Origin of the sequence: Micromonospora sp. LOL_014 (assembly GCF_048060245.1) — a bacterium.
Taxonomy (GTDB): Bacteria; Actinomycetota; Actinomycetes; order Mycobacteriales; family Micromonosporaceae; genus Micromonospora_E.
Map to the genome: position 1 here is coordinate 60,395 of NZ_JBHMIP010000024.1, position 23,891 is coordinate 84,285.

The following is a 23,891-nucleotide window of genomic DNA, read 5'->3' on the forward strand; positions in this document are numbered from 1 at the left end:
ACCTACCTCACATAGCCTGGATGAATCGGTGATCGATGCGGTACGCGTCAGGTGAAACGTGCCCGTATGGCGTAATCAGCCCTGGCTGGCGGCGCGCTGCAACCGGGCGGCAAGACCCTTGTCCCGTACCTCGATCCGCGACGTGCCGACGAAGACGTCCAGCGTGCCGTTGGACGGATCCCGTAGATGGACGACGATCGCCTCGTCCTCCGAGGCAGCTCCGGAGAGCCGGCTGTCCACGGCCGACGACAGGCCGCTGACGCTGACTGCGGCCGCGCCGACACCCGCGCTCGCCGCCACGGTCAGCACCTGGCGGCGGGAGATCTTGAACTTCGGTCGGTTCCGCTGGCGAGTTCTCATGGACAACCCTTCTGGTGGGTCAGGGGGTGACCCACTGTCGCGATGGGACCAGAGCCGGCGCGGCCCATCCGTCACCCGCAGTCGCCGGCACCTATCCATACGGCCGACGACGCCGGTGGGTTCGATCATCCGCGAATCGACTTTTGTCGGGTACGCCACCGCAGTGCGCCGGCCGGCCGTCAGCGCTGGTACGCGGTGGACCGGCGGACCGCTGGACGGCCGGCGGCGGCCGCGATCGACTGCAGCTGCGCTTCGGTACGCGCCGAGCCGTTGGCCGACCCGGCCATCCGCGAGATCGTCTCCTCCATCAGCGTCCCGCCGAGATCGTTGCACCCGCCGCGCAGCATCGCGACGGTGCCCTCGTCGCCGAGCTTCACCCAGGAGCACTGGATGTTGTGTACCCGGCCGTGCAGCAACAGCCGGGCCATGGCGTGCACGGCTCGGTTCTCCCGCCATGTCGGCCCCGGCCGGGCCAGCCCGGCGAGGTAGATCGGCGCGTTAGTGTGCACAAATGGCAACGCGACGAACTCGGTGAAGCCGCCGGTGCGGTCCTGCACCCCGGCCAGCACCCGGAAATGCGCCAGCCACTGACCGGGATGGTCCACGTGCCCGTACATCATCGTCGAGCTGGACCGCAGCCCCAGCTCGTGCGCGGTGGTCACCACCTCGACCCAGGTGGCGGCCGGCAGTTTGCCCTTGGTCAGCACCCACCGCACGTCGTCGTCGAGGATCTCCGCCGCAGTTCCCGGGATGGTGTCCAGTCCCGCCTCGCGCAGCATCAGCAGCCAGTCCCGGACCGGCATGCCCGCCTTCGCGGCGGCGGTGACGATCTCCATCGGGGAGAAGGCGTGCACATGCAGCTGCGGCACCCGTCGTTTGACCGCCCGGACCAACTCGGCGTACGCGGTCACCGGCAGCTTGGGATCGATGCCGCCCTGCATGCAGACCTCGGAGGCACCGGCCCGCCACGCCTCCTCGGCCCGGTCCGCCACCTGCTCGGCGGAGAGCCGGAACGCGTCGGCGTCCCGTTCCCGCTGGGCGAACGCGCAGAATCGGCAGCCGACGTAGCAGACGTTGGAGAAGTTGATGTTGCGGTTGACCACGTAGGTGACGTCGTCGCCGACGGTGTCCCGGCGTACCTCGTCGGCGATCCGGCAGACCTGGTCCAGCGCCGCGCCATCGGCGTTGAACAGGGCGAGCGCCGCGTCGGTGTGCCGTGGTTGCAGCAGCGCCGCCGGATCGTCGGCGGCCAGCCGCAGCCCGGCCCGCAGATTCGCGTCGCCAGCGCCGTCGCCGTTGGTGCCGGCACCGGTCGGTACGCTGATCCGGCCGGCGACCTCGGCCCAGTCGCCGTACACCCGGTCGAAGTCGCCCCGCCGGTTCCCGGTCCGCCCAGTGGTGTCGATCGTGGTGTGCAGATCGGTCCGGCCGACCGGGGCGAACAGCTCCTCCGGCTCCTGCCAGGGGCGGCCGACCGGCATCGCCGACTCGTCGGCCAGACCGGTGCCCGGCTCGGCGAGCGCCGACACGTGCGCGGCCAGCCGCGGGTCCAGCCACGCCTCGCCGCGCCGCACATACTCGGGGTAGACGGTCAGCCGTTCCCGCAGGGTGAACCCGGCGGCGGCAGTACGCCGGGTCAGCTCGTCGATCTGCGGCCAGGGCCGCTCCGGGTTGACGTGGTCCGGAGTCACCGGCGACACCCCGCCCCAGTCGTCGATGCCGGCCCGCAGCAGCAGCGCGTACTCCCCCTCGACCAGGTTCGGCGGGGCCTGGATGCGGGCACCAGGCCCGAGCAGGAGGCGGCCGACGGCCACCGTCGCGGCCAGGTCACGCAGTTCGGCGTCCGGCATGCCACGCATCGCCGTGTCCGGCTTGGCACGGAAGTTCTGCAGGATCACCTCCTGGATGTGACCGTACTCGCGGGCCGCCGACCGGATCGCGAACAGCGACTCGACCCGTTCCCGGGGAGTTTCGCCGATGCCGATCAGCAGGCCGGTGGTGTACGGCACGCCGACCCGACCGGCGTCGGCGATCGCCCGCAGCCGCACCGCCGGTTCCTTGTCCGGCGAGCCGTGGTGCGGGCCGCCCGGCTCGGACCACAGCCGGGTCGCGGTGGTCTCCAGCATCATCCCCATGCTGGGCGCCACCGGCTTGAGCCGTTGCAGCTCGGCCCAGCTCAGCACCCCCGGGTTGAGGTGCGGCAGCAGACCGGTCTCCTCCAGTACGGCGATCGCGCAGGCCCGCAGATAGTCGACGGTAGAGTCGTAGCCCCGCTCGTCCAGCCACCGCCGGGCCGCCGGCCAGCGGTCCTCGGGCCGGTCGCCGAGGGTGAACAACGCCTCCTTGCAGCCCTGCGCGGCACCGGCTCGGGCGATCGCCAGCACCTCGTCGCGGTCCAGGTACGCGGCGGGCAGCCGGCCGGGCACGGTGGCGAAGGTGCAGTAGTGGCAGCGGTCCCGGCAGAGCCGGGTCAACGGGACGAAGACCTTCCGCGAGTACGTGATCACGCCCGGCCGGCCGGCGTCCCGTAGCCCCGCGTCGCGCAGCGAACCGGCGAGGTCGAGCAGTTCGTCGAACTCGTCTTCGGTGGCGGCCAGCAGCGCGACCGCCTCGTCCAAGTCGAGACTGCGGCCGGTCGCGGCACGACGCAGCGCCCGCCGGACACTTGCGGTGGTGGGCTGTCCCGCCGGGGCGGCCCCGGTCACCCGGGCGACGACGGATTCGGTGTGCTCGGCCACCAGTGCAGACTAGGCCCTCGGGCTTGCGCCGGCCGGTGGCGCTCGCCACAGCGGTCACCGGCGACCGGAGCTGAGCCGCCGACGACCGGAGCCACTTAGGAGATTCGCTGGGTCGGCCCGTCCGGTCCCGGCTCCTGCGGAGCGGGCTCGTTCCCAGCCGGCCCTGGCTTGTCCCCGGGCGGAGCCGGCGGCCCGGAAGACGGCGCCGTCGGCACAGGCGGCGCGTACATCGGATGCGGGCCGCTCTGCGGTGGTGGCGGTGGCGGGTACGCCGGTCCGGGCTGACCGGGCTGGTGGTACGGGTGGTACGGGCCCGGCTGGCCGTACTGACCCGGCTGGCCGTATTGACCCGGCTGGCCGTAGCCGGGCGGCGGTGGGCCGTACGGACCGGGCTGGCCGTACTGCCCTGCTGGGCCGTAGCTGGGCGGTGGGCCGTAGCCGTCCGGTGCCGGCGGCTTCGGTGGCACCACCTGGTAGCGCCCCTGCCAGATCCGCCACAGCGCGTACCCGGCGACGCCGAGCACCGCCAGCCACGCCGCCCGGGTCAGCAGCGCCTGAAAGCCGCCGCGGATGGTGTCGTCGACCAGCACGACGAAGCCGACCAGCAGCCCGAACAGACCACCGAACACCGCAGCGACCGCGTACTCGACGAGGGCGACCAGGGTCATCAGCCGAGCCCGGCCCAGCTCCGGGGTGAGGTGCGTGGCGAGCAGCACCGCCAGCAATGGGAAGCTGACCGTGGCCAGGTTGACGAAGCTGCCGAAACTGTCCGCCGAGCGGCGGGCGAACCCCGGCCCGAAGCCGAGCCGGTCCGGCACGAGCAGGTCCAGCAACGCGGTGAACAGGAACACTGCGGTGGCACCGAGCAGGACGGCGGCGGCGAGCTCCCGCAGCGGCATGGTGAGATCTCTGGCTGGCGGCCGGTCGCCGGGCCCAGCCTCTGGTTGGGTGGTCACGCGTTTCTCCCGGTGCTCGCAGGTGGCGGCGGTCGATGCCGGTGAGCGTAGTGCTCCGCCGATGGACGAGGATGGACGGCATGCGGATCGTGGTACTGACCGGCGGGATCGGCGGCGCGAAGTTCCTGGTCGGCGCGCGAGAGTACGCCCGACGCACCGAAGCCGAGCTGACTGCCGTGGTCAACGTCGGTGACGACGTGATCCTGCACGGGTTGCGGATCAGCCCGGACCTGGACAGCGTGATGTACACACTCGGCGGCGGCGCGGATCCGGAGCGTGGCTGGGGCCGGGTCGGCGAGACCTGGGCGGTGAAGAACGAGCTGGCCGCGTACCAGGCGGAACCCACCTGGTTCGGGCTCGGTGACCGGGACGTCGCCACCCATCTGGTCCGCACCACCATGCTCAACGCCGGCTATCCGCTGTCGGCGGTCACCGAGGCGCTCTGCGCCCGCTGGCGGCCGGGGGTGCGGCTGCTGCCGGCCACCGACGACCGGCTGGAGACCCACGTCGTCGTCTCGGACCCGGAGTCGGGGCCGGGCTCGGAGTCGGGGCCGGGGCCCGATGCCGGCGGCGAGCGGGCCATCCATTTCCAGGAATGGTGGGTACGCCATCGGGGCGCGCTGCCCACCCACCGGTTCGTCTTCGTCGGCGCGGCACAGGCCAAGCCGGCTGCCGGCGTACTGGACGCACTGGCCGCCGCCGACGTCGTGCTGATCGCACCGAGCAACCCGGTGGTGAGCATCGCACCGGTACTCGCCGTACCCGGGATCCGCGAGGCACTCGCCGGCAACCCGGCCCCGGTGGTCGGGGTGTCGCCGATCATCGGCGACGCACCGGTACGCGGCATGGCCGACCGGTGTCTCGCGGTGCTGGGCGAACCGTGCACGGCGGCGGGTGTGGCGGCGCTCTACGGTGCCCGGCGCGCCGGTGGGCTGTTGGACGGCTGGCTGGTCGACCCGGTGGACGAGGCCACCCGGGTGGACGGGATCGAGGTGCGGGCCGTACCGCTGTGGATGTCCGACGAGGCGGCGACGGCCGCGATGGTCGGCGCCGCGATCGAACTGGCCGGTCGGCCGACCGGGGTGACCGGATGAGGCTGGAGATCCTGCCGGTCACCGGGATCGGCGAGGTGCTCCCCGGTGACGACCTGGCGGCGCTGATCGGGGACGCCGCGCCGTGGCTGCGCGACGGCGACGTCCTCGTGGTGACCAGCAAGATTGTCTCCAAGGCCGAGGGCCGGCTGGCGGACCTGCCGGCCGACGATCCGGACCGCAGCCGGGTCCGCGACGAGGTACTGGCCGCCGAGACCGTCGAGGTGGTGGCGCGGCGTGGGGCGACCCGAATCGTCCGCACCCGGCACGGGTTCGTGATGGCGGCCGCCGGGATCGACAACTCGAACGTGGCTCCCACCCAGCTGGTGCTGTTACCGGTCGACCCGGACCGGTCGGCCCGACAACTGCGGGCCGGGTTGCACGCCCGGCTGGGGCTCGATCTGGCGGTCGTCGTGTCGGACACCATGGGACGGCCGTGGCGCAACGGCCTGACCGACGTCGCGCTCGGGGCCGCCGGCATCGACCCGGTGCGCGACTACTGCGGCCAGACCGACCGGTACGGCAACGAGCTACGGCTGACCCAGATGGCGGTGGTCGACGAGATGGCCGCTGCCGGGGACCTGGTGAAGGGCAAGTCGGAGCAGGTGCCGGTGGCGGTGGTCCGCGGCTATCCGTGGCGGCCGGCCCCGCCGGCGGGGCCGGCCGGTCCCGACGGGCCGGGCGTGCGCCCACTGATCCGCGAACCAGGTCAGGACCTGTTCACGCTGGGTACGGCGGAGGCCCGGCGGGCCGGGCTGCTCGCGGCGGCAACCCTGCCACCGGCCGGGCCGGTAGCGGCCCCGGCCGGACCGGCGGGTGCTCCGGCCGTCGGAGTCGACGATCGCCGTCCGGTCGACGGCGAGACCGTGGCCCGAGCGGTCCGGCTGGTGTCCGAGGTGGTGGCACCCGGCACCCGCTTCGAACTGGCCGACGCCGACGATCAGCGGACCGCGACCGACGGTCTGCCGGCCGACGCAGCGTACCCGGTGTTGCTGCGCTGCCGGCCGCCCGGCGATACGCCGCCGGACCTGGTGCGCTTCGGCGCCGACCTGCACCGGCTACGGGCGGCGCTGGCGGCCGACGGGGTCGCCAGCGCCGAGCTAGGGACCGTCGCCGGCCCCGACGGTACCGTCGTCGCACTCGGGCTCGTCGCGCCGCCGTGACGGACCCGGTGGCCTACACGTAGCCGTCCTCGCCGCGCTCCTTGAGCGCGTCCACCAGCCGCTTGACGTCCTGCGCCCGATCGCGCGGGCAGACCATTACCGCGTCCGGGGTGTCCACCACGATCAGGTCCCGTACGCCGAGCGCCGCGACCAGCCGGTTGGAGTGCGGCACCACCACCAGGCCGCTGCTGTCCCGCAGCAGCACCCCCGGCTTCTCCTCGGCCGCCGAGGCGCCGAGGACGACGTTGCCGTCCGGATCGGCGGGCAGCACGTCGCCGAGGGTGTGGAAGTCCCCGACGTCGTTCCAGCCGAAGTCGCCGGGGACGGTGCCGACCCGCCCGGCGGCGGCCGCGCCCTCCATCACCGCGTAGTCGACGGAGATGCGGGGCAGTGTCGGCCAGATCTCGCCGAGCACCTCGTCCCGGTCGGGGCTGTCCCACCTGGCCGCGATCCGGGTCAGGCCGGAGTGCAGCTCGGGCTGTTGGCGGGCCAACTCGGTGAGGAACGCGTCGACCCGCCAGACGAACATGCTGGCGTTCCAGAGATGCCGGCCGGAGCGCAGGTACTTCTCGGCAACCGCCAGCCCTGGCTTCTCGGTGAACTGCTCGACCCGGCGGACCGGCCCGGAACCGATGGTGTCGCCGCAGGCCAGGTAGCCGTAGCCGGTCTCCGGCCGGGTGGGGGTGACACCGACGGTCATCAGCAGGCCGGTACGGGCTCCGTCCACCGCCTGACGAATCGTCTCCACGAACCGGTCGGTGTCGCCGATCAGATGGTCGGCCGCGAACGAACCCATCACGCCCTGGGGTTCACGCCGGGCGACGACCGCGGCGGCGAGGGCGATCGCCGCGCAGGAGTCCCGGGGCGACGGCTCGACGAGCACGTTCTCCTCCGGCACCGTCGCCAACTGCCGGGCGACCGCTGCGGCGTGCGCCGCACCGGTCACCACCAGTATCCGTTCCGGATCGGTCAGCGGCGCCAGCCGTGCGACGGTCGCCTGCAGCAGTGAGGCGGTGGTGCCGGTGAGGGGGTGCAGGAATTTAGGGTTACCGGCGCGGGACAGCGGCCACAGTCGGGTGCCGCTGCCACCCGCCGGAATAACGGCGAAGAGCATCAGCACATCATGCCCGGCACGGGCACGCCACCCGACGAGATGGCGGAAACCTACCCGTACCGGTAGGTAGTGGTCGGGTCACCAGGCGACCCGGTTCATGCTGGCGGCCCGGCTCCACGCCGCCACGTGCACCTCGGCGCTGGATGCCCAGGTGAACTCCTTGGCCCGGTCCACCCCGGCCTTGGCCAACGCGTGCCGGCGGGACTCGTCGTCGAGCAACGCCACCAGGTCGGCGGCGATCCGGTCCGGATCCTCGCTGGTGTAGGCGACCGCGTCACCGCCGACCTCGGGCAGCGACAGCCGGGGCGTGGTCAGCACCGGAGTACCGCAGGCCATCGCCTCCAGGATCGGCAGGCCGAAGCCCTCCCCGTAGGACGGGTAGGCGGCGACGAGGGCACCGCCGAGGAAACCGGGCAGGTCGGCGTAGCGCAGGTAGCCGGGACGCAGCAGCCGCAGGTGGGCGGGGACGTCGGTGACGGCACGGTCGATCTCGTCGTCGTGGCCCTGCCCGCCGGCGACCACGAGCGCGGGCGGCTCGGGCCGGTCCTGCACCGCGCGAACCCAACCCCGGATCAGGTTGGGCACGTTCTTACGCGGCTCCTTGGCACCGAGGAACGCGATGTAGTCGGTGCCGGTCAGTCCGAGCCGGGCCCGCACCCGAGCCTTCTCTTCGTCACTGGGCACGTGGAAGGCGCGGCAGTCGACGCCGTGGTACGCCACGTCGATCCGGGCCTGGTCGGCGTTGAGTAGCCGGATCAGCTCGTCACGGCTGGCCTTGCTGGGCACGATCACCCGACTGGCCCGGCGCAGCGAGGTCCTGATCGCGCTACGGAAGAAGGTTCGCCGCGACTTGTCGTAGTGCTCCGGTTCAGTGAAGAACGTCGCATCGTGCACGGTTACCGTTATCGGACATCCAGCCCGCATCGGACAGGTGTAGTACGGCGAGTGCAGCACGTCAGCACCGGTCTGCTGGGCGAGCAGCGGCAACCCGGTCTGCTCCCAGGCCAGCCGGGCCGGGCGATGCGCGACGGCGGCCGGCGCAGCGATCACGTCGGCGGCCGGCAACATCCGGGTGTACCGCTCGACATCTGTACGCAGCGCTACGACGGAGAGCTCGACGCCGCTGCCGATGAGCGCACCGAGGGCCCCCAGCAGGCCGTCAACGTATCGACCGACGCCACCGCGGTCGGTGGGCACGCTCGTGGCGTCGATGAGTACGCGGGGCGGTCGACCGGCGGTCACTGGGCAACTCCTCTAAGGGGGTGGTGGAGGGTTGTGAAGAACGACACGTGTGCCAAGACTACGCCGCCCGACGCCGTCCGCCGTGTCGACGACGCGACCGAAAACGCGGCGCGGCGAACCGCGCCGCCAACGATCAGCGGGGCGAGACCACCCGGTGACAGCGTGTACGTACAGTGACGGCGCTACGCTCAGCCCCGATGACCAACAACCTGGCCGGGCTGCTCGCGGTCGCCGTCGCTGCGGACCCGACACGGCCCCTGCTCACCTGGTACGACGACGCGACCGGCGACCGGGCCGAGCTGTCCGGTGCGACGCTGGCCAACTGGGTGGCCAAGACCGCCAACCTGGTGGTGGACGGGGCCGGCGCGGCCGCCGGCGACCACGCCGACGTCGCGTTGCCGGCCCATTGGCAGACCGCCGGCGTCCTGCTCGGTTGCTGGTCGGCCGCGCTGGTGGTACGGACCGCCCCGGCCGCCGGGCCCGGCACCCCGGCTGCGGAAGTGCTCTTCGCCAGCCCGCCGGCGGTGCCCGAGGTCGATCGGCGGCCCGCCGGCGAGCGCTACCTGCTCAGCCTCGCCCCGATGGCGGCACCCGCCCGGGAACTGCCGCCCGGCTGGACCGACTACATCACCGAGGTACGCGGCCACGGCGACCATTTCACCCCGTACCCGGCGGTCGACCGACAGGACCCGGAGCTGGCTGGCCGGGCCCGCCGGCGCGGCGCGGAGCTGGGCATCGGGGCCGGGGCCCGGGTCCTGGTCGACTGCGACCGGTACCCGGACCCGACCGACTGGCTGCTGGCGCCGCTGGCCGCCGAGGCGACCATGGTGCTCTGCCGCAACCTCGACCGGCAGCGACTCGACGGGCGGGTGGACAGCGAAAAGGTCGATCTGGTCCTGACCTGAGTGGTCGTCGTCGGCACCGCCGGACGATCGGGGCCGGTCAGAGTTCGCGGGGCACCACTTCCCGCAGTTCGCCGTCCGGCGCGCACACGTAGAACCCGGCCCGATCGGCCAGCCACGGCTTGCCCGCCGCCTCACCGTCGCTGAGCAGCTTCTCCTGCACGCCGAGGATGATGTACCGGGACCCGTCCGGATTGCCGTCCCGCCAGCCCGGGCCATACAGCCGGTCGACCAGCATCTCGCGCCGCTGTCGCGGCACCGCGCCGTCCACCACCCAGTCAGTCGGCAGCCGGTACCAGAACGTCCGGGTGATCCCGGCCAACGGGTTGAAGGCGTGCGCCCCCTCGACCCGGACGCCGAGCGTGTCGGTGATCTTCAAACGGAAGTAGACACCCACGCCTGTGAGACGCGCTGCGCTGACGCTGCGTTGCCATCCCGGCGGAATCGGTCAACCCACCGACGCTTCCCGGTCCTGGGCGAACCGGATGAACGGCGCCAACGCCGCCGGATCGGTCAACGCCCCGGCCGCCGCCGCCTGCCCGGCAGGCACGCCGGTGAGGATCTTCTTCACCGGCACCTCCAGCTTCTTGCCGGACAGCGTCCGGGGCACGGCCGCGACCTGATGAATCCCGTCCGGCACGTGCCGCGGTGACAGCGCCGAGCGCAGCTCACGCACGATCCGGGTACGCAGCGCGTCGTCCAGCCCGACCCCGGCCCGCAATGCCACGAACAGCAGCAGCTCCCCCGCCCCGCCCTGCGGATCCTCCAGGTGAACCACCAGCGAGTCGGCGACCTCCGGCAACGCCTCCACCACCGAGTAGAACTCGGCGGTGCCCAACCGCACCCCGCCCCGGTTCAGGGTGGCATCCGAACGGCCGGTGATCGCGCAGCTCCCGTCCTCGGCGACGGTGATCCAGTCACCGTGGCACCAGATCCCCGGGTACCGGTCGAAGTACGCCTGCCGGTAACGGCTGCCGTCCGGGTCGTTCCAGAACCCGACCGGCATGCTCGGCATCGGCTCGGTGATAACCAGCTCGCCCAGCTCGCCGACCACCGTCCGGCCGTCGGCGGCCCGGGCCTCGACCCGCGCGCCCAGACACCGGCAGGCAATCTCCCCGGCCCGCACCGGCAACAGTGGTACGCCGCCCACGAACCCGGTGCACACGTCGGTGCCGCCGGACAGCGACGTCAACTGCAGGTCCTCGCCGACCGACCGGTACACCCAGGTGAAACCCTCGGCCGGCAGCGGCGCCCCGGTCGAGCCGACCCCGCGCAGCCGGGACAGGTCGGCGATCTGGCGGGGCACCAGCTTCTCCTTACGGCAGGCCAGCAGGAACGGCGCCGAGGTGCCGAAGTAGGTGGCGCCGGTCTCGGCGGCCAGTCGCCACAGGGTGCCCAGGTCCGGGCTGGCCGGGCCGCCCGGGGCGGCGCTCACCGCCGGGTTGCCGTCGAACAGCACGATGGCCGCACCCACCGCCGGCCCGGAGGCAAGGTAGTTCCACATCATCCAGCCGGTGGTGGTGTACCAGAAAAACCGGTCCCCCGGCCCCAGATCGTGATGCAACGCCAGCATCTTCAGATGCTCCAGCAGGATGCCGCCGTGCCGGTGCACGATCGGCTTGGGCAGCCCGGTGGTGCCCGACGAGTAGAGCACGTACAGCGGCTGGTCGAACGGCACCGCGTCGAACGCCAACGGCTCGTCGGTCGGCGCGGCGAGCGCCTCCCAGGTCGAGGTGGCCCACGACGGGGCGTCCGACGGCTCAGCCGACAGGTACGAGATGAGCACCCGGTGCCGCGCCGACGGCAACGCGTCCGCGATCGCTGCCACCTCGGCGCGGCGGTCGACCGCCTTGTCGCCGTACCGGTAGCCGTCGACCGCGACCAGCACCGTCGGCTCGATCTGCTGCCAGCGGTCGGTGACGCTGCGAGTGCCGAACTCCGGCGCGCACGACGAGAAGATCCCGCCCAGGCTGGCGGTGGCCAGCATCAGCACATACGTCTCGGGGATGTTCGGCGCGTACGCCGCAACTCGGTCCCCCGGCCCCACCCCGAGCCGCCGCAGCCCGGCCCGCACCCGGCGGACCTCGTCGCGCAGTTGCCCGACGGTGAGGGTGACCGGCGCTCGGGTCTGGCTGTGCGCGATCACCACCGGGGCGTCCTCGGCCAGCCCGGGGGCGCGCAGAACGTGCTCGGCGTAGTTGAGCCGGGCACCGGGGAACCACCGCGCGCCGGGCATCCGCCGGTCGGCGAGCACCTGCTCCGCCGGCTGATGGCCGACCACCTCGAAGTAGTCCCAGATCGACCCCCAGAACCCGGCCAGGTCGTCGACCGACCACTGCCACACCTGCTGGTAGTCGGCGAACCGCAGCCCGCTGGTGCGCTCCAGCCACGCCAGGTATCCGCCGATCCGGGTCCGTTGCCGCACGTCCACCGGTGGGCACCACAGCACCTCGCTCACGACTGACACTCCTCCCCGGGTCACGGCCGCGTCGCCGGACCGCGTGTGGCCGTCCACTTCCATCCTCGCTCACGTCGCGCGCCGCCGGCGGCGGTGCCGCTGATCGATTGTCCTGCCAACCGGGGCGCAACGGAGCGTGCCGTGAACACAAGCTGTCGTCGGCAGGTAGCGCAACGGGCACAGGCTGCGACGGATACCGAAGCGTCCGGAAAAAGTTCGCCGCCCGTTGCGCCCCGGCTCAAGCATCCTCGCCCGAAACGGTACGGTTTGCCCATGCGTCATCTCTGGAGCCTCCTCAGCGGCCTGGCCGTGGCACCGCTGTGCTGGGTGCTGATCGCGGTCGGCCAGACGACATCGGCCCGCACCATCGCCGGCTGGGTGACCGACGGCACTTACCACCCGGCGACCCTGCTGGCACCGGCCGCGTTCGTGTTCGCCGCCGGGCTGCTGCTCGGGCTGCTGGGCACGCTACGGTTCTCCCCGCTCGGTCCACTCACCGCCGGGCTGGCCCTGGCCACCCCGTACGTCGCGATGTTCGTCGACCCGTTCGGTGCCCGCGACCTGATCGGTATCGGTACGCCGTGGCGGCTCCTCGGTGAACCGGTGGTACTGCTGCAGCCGGTGGAGAACGGCACTCTCGCGTTACTCGGGGTGCTGCTCAGCACCGCGGTGCTGAGCCGGCAGCGGTGGCGGTCCCGGCCCGCGGCGAACAGCACCTCCGGCGACAAGGCCGGCTCCGATGCGACGGCGGCGGAGCCGTTGCCGGTCCGGCCGCTCGGCGAGTTCGATCCGTCGCTCTGGTCACTGCCGGGCGGCAGCACCACGACGTCGGACGAATCCGCCGGCGCGCCGACCGGCCCGGACCGGGCCGACGCAGGTTGGCCGGCGTCGTTGACCACGAAGACGAAGTCGACACTGGCCGCGCCGGCCAAAGACGTTCGACCCGACGGCGACGGGCTACGGCCGGCCCGGCGCATCCCCCGGTCCAGTCGGTTGATCCGCTGAGTTGACCCACCGAACATCGTCGGTGACGTTGCGACCGGCGGGTACCGTGCCGGAAGGCACCATCCCCGCGAGGAGGTCAGATGCGGCACCTGGGCTCGCTGATCCTGTCCCTGCTCCTCGCACCGGTGATCTGGTTCCTCGCCGGGCTCGGCCTGAGCGAGTACGCGCTGGCCCGACGGGACGCGTACAGCGAACCACCGCTCGACGTGTTCATCGGGTTGGCCGCGCTCGCGGTCTGCGGGGTGTCGTACGCACTGTTGCTGCTACCCCGTTTGTCCCCGGTCGGGCCGGTGCTGGCCGGGGCGTCGTTCGTCGCAGTGTCGGTGTGGGCCACCGTCGACATCGTGGGGTTCTACGACACGATGCCGCGCCGGCTGCTCGGCACGGACTTCGTCCTCACGGCGCCGGCCGAAGGGCTCGCCGTGGTACTGGCCGTCCCGTTGTTGGCCACCGTGTTCAGCCCGCGTCGTTGGCGGGGTGAGCGGACGGTGGCGCTGTATGCCGGCGGACCACCACCGCAGGACGTGACGCGGACCGCCCCACTGCCCGGCCCCGGCGGGTACGGCGACCCGGGCGGATACGGCGGCGACGCCGGACCGTCGCCGTGGTCGGCCCAGCCGCCGACCGGCGATCCGGCTCGGACCATCGCGTTCCCGGCTGCCGCCAACCCGCCGCTGCGGCCAGCCCGATCGGCGACGGGTGCCGGGACCGACTCGGAGCACGACACGATGCGGCTGACCCCACCGGGGCACCGGCGAGACGATCCGACCGTCGTACTGCCCCAGGCGGCGGCGTTCGCACCGCCCCGTCCGGCGGGGACCGGCACCGACCCGGACGAGACCACCCGAATCAGCCAGCCGACCACCACCGACCCGGACGAGACCACCCAGATCAGCCAGTCGGACCAGACGGAGCGGATCGACCAGGCCGACGAGACCACGACGGTGCTGCCGGCCCGTCCCGGCGATGCCGGGAAGTCCCCGAGCTGAGGCCGGACCCGGAACCTCAGGTCCGGCCTCAGGTCAGGTCAGGGCGTCAGCAGCTGACGCGCCATCACGATCCGCTGCACCTGGTTCGTGCCCTCATAGATCTGAGTGATCTTGGCGTCCCGCATCATCCGCTCGACCGGGTAGTCCCGGGTGTAGCCGTACCCGCCGAGCAGTTGCACCGCGTCGGTGGTGATCTCCATGGCCGCGTCGGAGGCGAAACACTTCGCCGCCGCCCCGAAGAAGGTCAGGTCGGCGTCGGCGCGCTCCGACCGGGCGGCGGCGGCGTAGGTGATCTGCCGGGCCGCCTCCAGCTTCATGCCCATCTCCGCGATCATGAACTGGACGCCCTGGAAGTCGGCGATCGGCTTGCCGAACTGCTGGCGCTCCCGCACGTACCCGCGGGCGAAGTCGAGCGCGCCCTGCGCGATGCCGACGGCCTGGGCGGCGATCGTCACCCGGGTGTGGTCCAGGGTGCGCATCGCGGTGGCAAACCCGGTGCCCGGCTCGCCGATCATCCGGTCCGCCGGAATCCGGACATTGTCCAGGTAGACCTCGCAGGTCGGTGACCCCTTGATGCCGAGTTTCTTCTCCGGTGCGCCGAAACTCACCCCGGGGTCGGACTTCTCCACGACGAACGCGGAGATCCCCCGTGACCGGGCACCCGGCTCGGTGACCGCGAAGACCGTGTAGTACTCCGAGACACCGGCGTTGGTGATCCACCGCTTCACCCCGGTGAGCACCCAGTGGTCGCCGTCGCGCACCGCGCGGGTGGTCATCGACGCCGCGTCGCTGCCCGCCTCCGGCTCGGACAGGCAGTACGAGAACATCGCCGCCCCGGACGCCACCGGCCGCAGATAGCGCTCCTTCAACTGCTCCGAGCCGGCCAGCAACAACGGCATCGTGCCGAGCTTGTTGACCGCCGGGATCAACGATGAGGATGCGCAGGCCCGCGCGACCTCCTCGATGACGATCGCGGTGGCGAGGGCGTCGGCACCCGCCCCGCCGTACTGCTCCGGGACGTGCGGGGCGTGGAAGTCCGCCGCCCGTAACGCGTCGTAGGACGCGGTGGGAAACTGTGCGGTCTCGTCGGCCTCGGCGGCGTTGGGGGCGACCTTCGCGTCGCACACCTCCCGAACCGCTTCCCGGATCGCCGTGTGCTCCTCTGGTAACTGATAGACATCGAACGCCGGCCCGGACGTCATCACGCCCTCCCTCGCCTGGAGTGTTCCCTCGATATCCTGCTCGAGTGCGAGGATACCGGCGAGTAACGCCGACGTCGGTCGCCCCCACCCAGACATACGGACTATCGTCTGCCGGGCAGCCGATCGGCGGCTCCCAGCCGGGTCGGTCCCCACGGAAGCGGTATGCCGCGAACGTCAAAACCACGATGATTGGTGTCGAGCCCCCCGGCACCGGACCACCGAGTGCGACGCGACCACAGCGCCGCCAGCGCGAGCGGAGAATCAAGGCGTGACCATCCCGTACCCGAACATCCAGCCCGTCCCGGCCATCGCGGCGGTGACCCCGCCGTCCGGCGCCCCCCGCCCGCGCCTGACCTTCCTCGGCACCGGCTACCTCGGCGCGACCTACGCCATCTGCTTCGCCGAACTCGGCTACGAGGTGATCGGCTACGACGTCGACGCCGACAAGATTGCCAAGCTGTCCGCAGGTGAGGTGCCCTTCCACGAGCCGGGTCTGGACGAGTTGCTCAAGCGGAGCCTGGCCGCCGGGCGGTTGCGGTTCACCACGGACATGGCCGCCGCCGCCGATTTCGGCGACGTGCACTTCATCTGTGTGGGCACCCCGCAGCGGGCCGGCGCGATGGGCGCGGACCTGTCCTACGTCGAGGCGGCGGTCACCGGCCTGGCCCAACACCTGACCCGTAAGGCGTTGATCGTCGGCAAGTCCACCGTGCCGGTCGGCACCGCCGAGTGGATCGAGCAACTGGTCGGCAAGCACGCCTCGGCCGACCTGAGCGTCGAGGTGGCGTGGAGTCCGGAGTTCCTGCAGGAGGGCTTTGCCGTCGAGGACGTGCTGCGGCCGAACCGGATCGTGGTCGGGGTACGCAGCGAGTGGGCCAACGGCATGCTGTACGCCGCACACAAAGGGGTGTTCGACCTGGCCGCCACCGAGGACCGGGAGGTGCCGTTGGTAGTGACCGACTTCGCCACCGCCGAGCTGGTGAAGGTCGCGGCGAACGCGTTTCTGGCCACGAAGATCTCGTTCATCAACGCGATGGCCGAGGTGTGTGAGGTGGCCGGCGGCGACGTCACCCAGTTGGCCCGGGCGATCGGCTACGACCCGCGGATCGGCAACCGGTTCCTGCAAGCCGGGGTCGGGTTCGGTGGTGGCTGTCTGCCGAAGGACATCCGGGCGTTCCAGGCGCGGGCGCAGGAGCTCGGCGCGGGTGAGGCGTTGCGGTTCCTGCACGAGGTGGATCTGATCAACCAGCGGCGACGGTCCCGGGTGGTGCAGCTGGCGGCCGAGCTGCTGGGCCGCTGGTCCGGGCCGGCCGGGCCGGATCTGTCCGGCACGACGGTGGCGGTGCTCGGGGCGACCTTCAAACCCAACTCCGACGACGTCCGCGACGCGCCGTCGCTCGCGGTGGCTGCGATGCTGGCCAAGACCGGCGCGCAGGTGCGGGTCTTCGACCCCGAAGGCACGGAGAACGCCCGGCGGGCCCAGCCGGACCTGACCTACGTACCGTCGATGGTCGACGCGGTCCGCGACGCCGACCTGGTCTGCGTCCTGACCGAGTGGGCCGACTTCCGTAACGCCGACCCGGTGGCGTTGGGTGAGCTGGTCGCCGGCCGACGGGTGATCGACGGCCGGAACTGCCTCGATTCGACGTTGTGGACCGGCGCCGGCTGGCAGTACCGCGGTATGGGCCGCCCCTGAGCCCGGCACCGCCCGCGCCGAACCGGCCGGTTGTGGGGCCGTGACGGACCCACGACCGGTTTTTCTCCGATCTCCACGCCGCCTGGGGCTGTTCAACAGTTGCTTGGTTTAGGCATGCTTCGTAGGAAGTGGTCCACAGTGTGGTCCGGGCGTGGAGGAGGGTGCCATGAGTACGCCGTACCGCTGCGCCTCGTGCGGGCGAACCGTGCCGGCGGCGGCGACCTGCCCGCGGTGCGGTGCCGAGCAGCCGCAGTTCGCTGAGGACCTGGCCCGCATCGAGCGGTCCATCGCCGAGATGAAGGCCCGCGAACTCGCGCTGGCCAAAGAGCAGAAGCAGATGGCCAGCGATCTGCAGGCGGCGATCTTCCAGCGGGACATCCTGTCCACCGGCGGTGCCGCCGGTCGGCGTGGCCCGGGGCCCCGGGTCTCGGTCCGCCGCCGGGCCGGGCGCCGACCGCCGACCGCCGACCAGGGTACCGCCCCGCCGAAGTTCCCCCGGCAGAGTCCCAACCTAGCCGCCGACGACGACGCGCCACCGACCGGGCCACCACCGGGCTCTGAGCGTCCCGCCTCCAGCCCGCCCGGCTACCCGCCGGCCGCCGGTGACGACGATCCAACCCAGGTCCTGTCGTCGGACGGCACCCGACCGGAGGCGTCCGCCCAGTCGATCCAGAACGTCCTGCTCGGCCTCGGCGCGTTGATGGCGGTGGTGGTGTTCGCCGCCGTCGCCAACAGCGCGTTGCCCGACGTCACCCGGCTGAGCGTGCTGTTCGCCGGCACGCTACTGCTGCTCGCGGCCCCGCCCGCGGTCGCCGCCCGCGGGCTCACCTCCACCGCGGAGACGATCGCCGCCGTGGCGCTGGTCCTAGTCCCGATCGACGGCTACGCGATCTGGGCGACCGACGCCGTCCGGGCCGGCCCGGTCAGCCCGTCGGCGTTCGCCGGCCTCACCTTCGCCGTCACCGCGCTGGTCGCCGCCGGATACGCCGCCACGACCGGGCTGCGGCTGCCCCGGTACGGCATGGTGCTCGCGATCCAGCCGGTCGTGCCGCTGCTCGGTCAGGACCTGATCCGAGGGCCGGCCGGGTGGGCGTCGGCGCTCGCCGCGGTCGCCGTGCTCGACCTGCTGCTGGTCCGGCTGCTGAGCGGCTCCGGAAAGCTCGGCGCCAGCTGGCGGTCCGGGCCGCCAACGGTGGCACGACCCCGGCCGGACGCGCCGGCCGGACCGGACGGCGGCAACCGGCCCGGCGACCGGGCCAGCGGGCCGGCACCGTCCGGCACCGGCTCCGACCGGCCGGAGAGCGCGCCGGAGGAGGCCGACGCCGTCGTCGAGGGCGAGCCTCCCGGTGGCGGCGACGGTGGCCGACAGCCGGGCTGGCTGCCGCCGGCACCCACGGCGGCCGTCCTCTGGCTACGCGACCTGATCTGGACCATGCACGGGCTGGCCGTCACCGCCGCGCTGCTGTTCGCTGTGGTGGCGGTGCTGCGCGCCGACACGGTGCCCGCCACGCTGGTCGCGGCGGCGGTGCTGCTGATCGCCGCCGGGGTCGGGCTCGTCGGCGGCTTCACCCTGGGCCACCCGCCGTTGCCGGACCTGGCCGCCGGCGTGTTCGCCCTGGCAGTCATCGGCGCGGCCAGCCGGGTCGCGGCGGTCGCCCTGCCGGGCCCGGCGCTGTTGTTGATCGCTGCCGTGGTCGCCGTCGCCGGGATCGGCGTACGGGCCCTGCCGGAGCAGGTCCGCCGTGGCCCGCAGCTCGCGGCGGCGGCCGCGTTGACCGTGCTCGGCGTACTCGTCGCCGGTGGTGCGCTGCGGGCGGCGCTGGCACCGGTCCGCGCCGCGTTACCCGCCTGGCAGGCCGACCTGGCCGGGTACCAGCAGAGCCTGGTGGACTACGCCGGGCCCGCCGACTGGCAGCTCGCCCTGGCCGCGCTGCTGATCACCATCGCGGCGGCGGTCGCCATGCCCGTCGACTGGCGTCGCGAGGCGACCGTCGTCGGCGTGACGCTGACCGCGCTGGCCGTACCGGCGTCCTTCGCCCTGCCCTGGTACGCCGCGCCGTGGCTGCCGGTGCTCGCCGCCGTCGCGGTGGCCGGCACCGGTTTCCTCACCGACACCACCCGGGCCGCCCGGGTGCACGTGATCTGCGCGGCGGTGCTCGGCACCGCCGGTGCGGGCGCTGCGCTGGCCCGACCCGGCTCCACCGCTGCCGCCCTGCTGGTGCTGGCCGCCGCCGGCGTACTGATCGCCGTAGCCGGGACGCTGCCGGAGGTACGCCGCCGGCCCGCCGGGGACGCGGTCGGGGGTTGGGCCGCCGGCGGGGCCGCGTTCGCCCTGCCCGGTGGGGTGGCGGCGTTCGTCACCGCTCTGGTGCCGCCGCCGGGGCCGACCGCACTGGCCGTCCAGGAGACGACCGCCCCGATCCTGGCCGCCGGTTTCCTCGCGGTCTGCGGCACGCTCGGCTACTCGACGCTGGCGCAGGTGGCGGAACGGCAGATCCCCCGACCGTTGACCATCGGCACCGGGCTGGGGGCGCTCGCGGTCACCGCCGCGGCGTTCGGCTCGCCCGGGGCGGCCATCGCCGACGTGTGGGTCGCCGTCGGACTGCTGGTCGCCGCGGGGCTGCTGCTCATGGCGCCTTCGATCGACGCCGGCCGGCGGGCGGACCGGCTGCTCGACGGCCCCGACTACGCCGCGGCGGCGGCCACCGCCGCGCTGGTCGGCACGCTGGCCAGGGTCAGCGCGATCGTGGTACCCGGCACCGAACTGGTGGCCAGCGCGGCGCTGACCCTGCTGGTGGCGGTCGCCGTACGCGCCCTGCCCGAACACTGGCGACGCGGACCGGTCCTGGGCACCGCGGTCAGCGGTGGGGTCATCGCCGTCCTCGCCGGCTACACGGCGGTCGCCGGCGGCGTCCAGGCACTGGCCACTCCGGGCCAGCTCTGGCAGGCGGACCTGACCGCCTGGTCCACCGAGGTCGCCGCCAACTCTTGGCAGGTGCCGCTGGCCCTGGTGCTGCTCGCGCTGGCCGCCGCCGTCGCGCTGCCCCGACCCTGGTCGTTCCACGCCGCCGGCGTGCTGGTCGCGCTCGCCACCGTCGGCACCCCGGCGGCGCTCGGCCTGCCCTGGTGGTCGCCGATCGTGGTCGGCTGCCTGGTCGCGATCGGGTACGGGATCGTCTCGGTGGCCGCCAACGATCCACAGGCCGCCACCGCCCGGGCCGGCGTCGCCGTGGCGGTCGCCCTGTACGCCATCGGTGCCAGCCTGGTCCGTCCGTGGACCACCGCCGCCGCGCTCGGTGTCGTGGTACTGACGTGCGTGGTGGTGGCGGTACTCGCCCGGGTCGTCGCCACCGTGACGCTGGCCGATCGATCTGCTCAGGCCGACCAGGCCGACCAGGCAGGTACCGGGCCGCCCGTCCCCGACCGGGAGTCGATGCCGGCGCACCTGGCGAAGATCGGTGGCGCGGCGACCGGGGCCGCGCTGCTGGCACTGCCCGGAGGGGTCGCCGCGCTGGCCGCCGCGCTCGGCTGGACCACGGAGATCGTGCTGACCGGGGCGTTGGCCGCCTCGGCGCTCGGCGTCGCCGTGCTGGCCATGGTCCGCCGCCGGGTCCCGCACTACCTGCCGTACGCCACCGTCGGGTTGGCCGCCGGCGCGACGGTCACCGCCCTCGCCTCGCTCCCGACCAGCCTGCCGACCGGCATGTACGCCGCCGGAGCCGCACTGCTCGGCATACTCGCCGAACTGCTCCGGGCCGCCACCCCACCGCCGGTGGACCTGTCCCGGCCGAGTCGTCGATGGTCCGGACTCGGCGGCCGGTGGAGCCAGCCGGGGCCGCTGGAGATCGGCCAGGAGTGGGCGATCAGCCCGGTCAAGGGAGCGTTGGCGGCCGCCGCGCTGCCCACCGCGCTGGCCGTCGCGGCGGTGGCGCCGACGCTGGCCGCCGCACTGGTCGAGCCGTACCGCACCCTGACCGCAATCTGGCAGGGGCCACCGGCCAGGCTGCTCGACCCGCCGGCCGCCGCCGTGGATCCGACGAACGTGCTCGCGGCGCTGCTGCTCACCGTCGCGGCGGCGCTGGCCGCGACCGGGTTCAACACCGGCCAGCCGGGCCAGGCGGTTCCGGTGGTACTGCCCGGCGTGGCGATCACCCTGCTGATCACCCCGATGTCGTTCGGCGTCGGCTGGCCGGCGGGCACCATGGCGGCGCTACTGGTCTTCGCGGTCGCCATGGTCGGACTGGCGTTGACCGAACCGCCGCCGGACACCGAGCGGCACCGGCCGCTGCGCATCGCCCGCCGGCTGCTGTTCCTGATCGGCCTCGCCGCCGGTGGCGCCGGACTCGCCGGGGCGCTGGCCAACGATCAACTGACCGTCTTCACGCTGGGCAGCTCGGTGTGCGTCGGAGCGGTGTCCGCGTACGCCGGACGCAGCCAGCCGGCCCGGATCCTCGGCTGGCTGTTCGCCTCGGTGATGGCGCAGATGTTCGTGCTGACCATGGGCCTCGTCGCCGGTTTCCCGCCGAGCTGGTCGGCGTTCGGCGTACTCGCCGTCGGCGCCGGCCTGCTGTTGTCCGCGACCCGACTGCCCCGGCTCAGCCACCCCGAGGCGGTACGCGAGGCGGCGGTGGTCGAGTGGAGCAGCTACGCGGCCGCGCTGCTCGCGCTGGCCCTGGCGTACAACTCGGCCGCGCATCTGGCCGGGCTGCTGGCCGCCTGGGGTGCGGTGCTCGGGGTGACGGCCACCCGGCCTGGCCGCCGTGCGATGGAGCGCCGGGTGCTGTTCTGGCTGGCGGTCGGCTGCGAGATCACCGCCTGGTGGATGCTGATGCGGATCACCGACGTGGCGCTCACCGAGGCGTACACCTTGCCGTTCGCCGTCCTCGCCCTGCTGGTCGGGGTCCTCGAGCTGCGGCACCGGCCGGACCTCAGCAGTTGGACGGCGTACGGGCCGGCACTGGCCGCGGCGTTCCTGCCCACCCTGGTACTGGTGATCAGCTCGGGGGAGAACAGTTTCCGGCAGGTCCTGTTGCTGCTCGGTGCGGTCGGCACCCTGCTGGTCGGGGCGATGAGTCAGCAGCAGGCCCCGGTGGTGGTCGGTACGGTGGTCAGCGCGGTGACCGCGTTGCACGCGTTGACCTTCTTCGGTCCGTGGCTGGTGCTGATCCCGGTCGGGCTGGTGCTGCTGGCGCTCGGGGCCAGCAGCGAGTGGCGCCGGCAGACCCAGGAGCGGGTGCGGGGCGCCCTGCGCGGCATGCGCTGAGGCCGGCCGCCGAGACCCGGCCGGGCCGACTCGGCTGGGGCTAGGTGGTGCCGCCGCGTTGCGCCTGCAGCGCGGCGTCCTTCGCGGCGACCAGCTCGACCAGCTCCTGCTGGTAGGCGAGCATCCGGGCGCGCAGCCCCGGGTCGGTGGCGGCGAGGATCCGTACCGCCAGCAGACCGGCGTTGCGGGCGCCACCGATCGACACCGTGGCCACCGGCACGCCCGCCGGCATCTGCACGATCGACAGCAGCGAGTCCATCCCGTCCAGGTGCTTCAACGGCACCGGCACCCCGATCACCGGCAGCGGGGTCGCCGAGGCGACCATGCCCGGCAGGTGCGCCGCGCCGCCCGCCCCGGCGATGATCACCTGGAGGCCACGGTCGGCGGCGGCGCCGGCATAGTCGAGCATGCCGTGCGGGGTACGGTGCGCCGAAATCACCCGCACCTCGTGCTCGACGTCGAACTCGGCGAGGGCCTCGGCGGCGGCTCGCATCGTCGGCCAGTCCGAGTCGCTGCCCATGATGACGCCGATCATCGGCCCTCCTGTAACCAGCGGGCGGCCCGGGCGGCCCGGATCCGGACGTCGGTGAGGTCCTCGCCGAGCGCCGTCACGTGGCCGATCTTGCGGCCCGGCCGGACCTGTTTGCCGTACAGGTGGACCTTGGCGCCGGGGTCGGTCGCGAACAGGTGGTGCAGCCGCTCGTCGATGCCCATCCCGCCATCCGCGCCGCCAAGCACGTTGGCCATCACCACCGCCGGGGCGGTCAGCCCGGTGTCACCCATCGGATAGTCCAGGACCGCCCGCAGATGCTGCTCGAACTGGGAGGTACGGGCCCCCTCGATGGTCCAGTGCCCGGAATTGTGCGGCCGCATCGCCAGCTCGTTGACCACCAGGCCACCGGGCACCTCGAACAGCTCCACCGCCAGCAGCCCGACCACGCCGAGCGCGCTGGCCAGGTCGATAGCCAGCTGCTGGGCGGCCAGAGCGCGCGACTGCGGCAGGGCCGGAGCGGGCGCCAGCACCTCGACACAGATGCCGTCCCGTTGCACGGTCTCCGCCACCGGGTAGACCGCCAGCTGACCGAACGGCGAGCGGGCCACCTGTACCGCCAGCTCGCGGACCAGCTTCACCCGCTCCTCGGCGATCAGCTCCACTGCCGGGTCGGCCGACGGGCCGGCCGGGTCGAGCCCGGCGGCGACCAGCTCGTCCGGCGTGTCCAGCAACCACACCCCGCGGCCGTCGTAGCCGCCGCGCGCGGTCTTGACCACCACCGGCCAGCCGACCTCGGTGCCGAACTCGGCCAGCTCGTCGACCGAGCCGATCCGCCGCCAGCGCGGCACCGGGGCACCCAGCTCGGTCAGCCGCTGCCGCATCACCGCCTTGTCCTGGGCACACCGCAGCGCGTCGGCCCCCGGGTGGATCCGCACCCCGTCGGCGGCCAGCGCCCGGATGTGCTCACCCGGCACGTGCTCGTGGTCGAAGGTGACGACGTCGCAGCCCTTGGCGAAGGTACGCAGCGCGGCGAGGTCGGTGTGCTCGCCGTACTGCACGTCGGCGGCGACCAGGGCGGCGCCGTCCTCCGGCGTACGGGCCAGCACACGCAGCGACTGGCCGAGCGCGATCGCGGCCTGATGGGTCATCCGGGCGAGCTGCCCACCACCCACCATGCCGACGACGGGCAGTCCGGTACGGGTATCCATGGCGGCGACAG

General features: G+C 73.0%; 17 protein-coding genes. 7 read left to right on the forward strand and 10 right to left on the reverse strand.

Annotated features, from left to right (window positions below; genetic code table 11):
- Positions 1 to 75: 75 nt before the first annotated feature.
- The 3 genes from ACFHW1_RS20730 to ACFHW1_RS20740 form a co-directional block, all read right to left on the reverse strand.
- Positions 76 to 360: a hypothetical protein gene (locus tag ACFHW1_RS20730; protein WP_416556056.1), complete on the reverse strand. Its 285-nt coding sequence runs from the start codon at positions 358 to 360 to the stop codon at positions 76 to 78.
- 179 nt (positions 361 to 539) lie between these two features.
- Positions 540 to 3,065 (reverse strand): bifunctional FO biosynthesis protein CofGH, encoded by a 2,526-nt coding sequence (locus ACFHW1_RS20735; protein ID WP_416615952.1) that lies wholly within the window; start codon positions 3,063 to 3,065, stop codon positions 540 to 542.
- Positions 3,066 to 3,193: 128 nt separating this feature from the next.
- Positions 3,194 to 4,054, reverse strand: a complete 861-nt coding sequence (locus ACFHW1_RS20740; protein ID WP_416615943.1) for a hypothetical protein — start codon at positions 4,052 to 4,054, stop codon at positions 3,194 to 3,196.
- A gap of 80 nt (positions 4,055 to 4,134) precedes the next feature.
- Here ACFHW1_RS20740 and cofD point away from each other — a divergent pair, with 80 nt between their 5' ends.
- Positions 4,135 to 5,148: a 2-phospho-L-lactate transferase gene (gene cofD / locus ACFHW1_RS20745; protein ID WP_416556052.1), complete on the forward strand. Its 1,014-nt coding sequence runs from the start codon at positions 4,135 to 4,137 to the stop codon at positions 5,146 to 5,148.
- Positions 5,145 to 6,308, forward strand: a complete 1,164-nt coding sequence (locus ACFHW1_RS20750) for a coenzyme F420-0:L-glutamate ligase (protein ID WP_416556051.1) — start codon at positions 5,145 to 5,147, stop codon at positions 6,306 to 6,308. Before cofD ends, ACFHW1_RS20750 begins: the two co-directional genes overlap by 4 nt.
- A gap of 13 nt (positions 6,309 to 6,321) precedes the next feature.
- Here ACFHW1_RS20750 and ACFHW1_RS20755 read toward each other — a convergent pair whose 3' ends face one another.
- Entirely contained in the window at positions 6,322 to 7,422 is a 1,101-nt protein-coding gene (locus tag ACFHW1_RS20755; protein WP_416567455.1) for a mannose-1-phosphate guanylyltransferase, read from the reverse strand.
- A gap of 78 nt (positions 7,423 to 7,500) precedes the next feature.
- Positions 7,501 to 8,664, reverse strand: a complete 1,164-nt coding sequence (locus ACFHW1_RS20760; RefSeq protein WP_416556047.1) for a glycosyltransferase family 4 protein — start codon at positions 8,662 to 8,664, stop codon at positions 7,501 to 7,503.
- Between the two features lie 197 nt (positions 8,665 to 8,861).
- Between ACFHW1_RS20760 and ACFHW1_RS20765 the strand changes: the two genes are divergently transcribed.
- Positions 8,862 to 9,569: a TIGR03089 family protein gene (locus ACFHW1_RS20765; RefSeq protein ID WP_416556045.1), complete on the forward strand. Its 708-nt coding sequence runs from the start codon at positions 8,862 to 8,864 to the stop codon at positions 9,567 to 9,569.
- Positions 9,570 to 9,606: 37 nt separating this feature from the next.
- Here the strand turns inward: ACFHW1_RS20765 and ACFHW1_RS20770 are convergent, their stop codons facing one another.
- Together ACFHW1_RS20770 and ACFHW1_RS20775 are read right to left on the reverse strand one after the other, a co-directional pair.
- The gene (locus ACFHW1_RS20770) at positions 9,607 to 9,963 is read right to left on the reverse strand and encodes a hypothetical protein (protein WP_278173914.1); all 357 of its coding nucleotides are present in this window, start codon (positions 9,961 to 9,963) and stop codon (positions 9,607 to 9,609) included.
- A gap of 51 nt (positions 9,964 to 10,014) precedes the next feature.
- Positions 10,015 to 12,024: an acetoacetate--CoA ligase gene (locus tag ACFHW1_RS20775; RefSeq protein ID WP_416615944.1), complete on the reverse strand. Its 2,010-nt coding sequence runs from the start codon at positions 12,022 to 12,024 to the stop codon at positions 10,015 to 10,017.
- A 273-nt stretch (positions 12,025 to 12,297) separates the two neighbouring features.
- Between ACFHW1_RS20775 and ACFHW1_RS20780 the strand changes: the two genes are divergently transcribed.
- Together ACFHW1_RS20780 and ACFHW1_RS20785 are read left to right on the forward strand one after the other, a co-directional pair.
- Entirely contained in the window at positions 12,298 to 13,029 is a 732-nt protein-coding gene (locus tag ACFHW1_RS20780) for a hypothetical protein (RefSeq protein ID WP_416556041.1), read from the forward strand.
- Positions 13,030 to 13,109: 80 nt separating this feature from the next.
- Positions 13,110 to 14,018: a hypothetical protein gene (locus ACFHW1_RS20785; protein WP_416556039.1), complete on the forward strand. Its 909-nt coding sequence runs from the start codon at positions 13,110 to 13,112 to the stop codon at positions 14,016 to 14,018.
- A gap of 38 nt (positions 14,019 to 14,056) precedes the next feature.
- Here the strand turns inward: ACFHW1_RS20785 and ACFHW1_RS20790 are convergent, their stop codons facing one another.
- A complete protein-coding gene (locus ACFHW1_RS20790; protein ID WP_416556037.1) occupies positions 14,057 to 15,220 on the reverse strand; it encodes an acyl-CoA dehydrogenase family protein in 1,164 nt (387 codons plus the stop codon).
- Between the two features lie 268 nt (positions 15,221 to 15,488).
- Between ACFHW1_RS20790 and ACFHW1_RS20795 the strand changes: the two genes are divergently transcribed.
- Positions 15,489 to 16,916 carry a UDP-glucose dehydrogenase family protein gene (locus ACFHW1_RS20795; RefSeq protein WP_416567452.1) on the forward strand — a complete coding sequence of 476 codons (1,428 nt, stop codon included), beginning with the start codon at positions 15,489 to 15,491 and terminating at the stop codon, positions 16,914 to 16,916.
- Between the two features lie 166 nt (positions 16,917 to 17,082).
- Positions 17,083 to 22,179: an SCO7613 C-terminal domain-containing membrane protein gene (locus tag ACFHW1_RS20800; RefSeq protein WP_416615945.1), complete on the forward strand. Its 5,097-nt coding sequence runs from the start codon at positions 17,083 to 17,085 to the stop codon at positions 22,177 to 22,179.
- A gap of 40 nt (positions 22,180 to 22,219) precedes the next feature.
- On the opposite strand, the gene purE is transcribed toward ACFHW1_RS20800, so the two are convergent.
- Together purE and ACFHW1_RS20810 are read right to left on the reverse strand one after the other, a co-directional pair.
- On the reverse strand, positions 22,220 to 22,714 hold the full coding sequence (purE, locus tag ACFHW1_RS20805; RefSeq protein WP_416556031.1) for a 5-(carboxyamino)imidazole ribonucleotide mutase: 495 nt from the start codon (positions 22,712 to 22,714) through the stop codon (positions 22,220 to 22,222).
- Complete coding sequence (locus ACFHW1_RS20810) at positions 22,711 to 23,880, reverse strand: 5-(carboxyamino)imidazole ribonucleotide synthase (RefSeq protein ID WP_416556029.1); 1,170 nt, start codon at positions 23,878 to 23,880, stop codon at positions 22,711 to 22,713. Before ACFHW1_RS20810 ends, purE begins: the two co-directional genes overlap by 4 nt.
- Between the last annotated feature and the right edge of the window lie 11 nt (positions 23,881 to 23,891).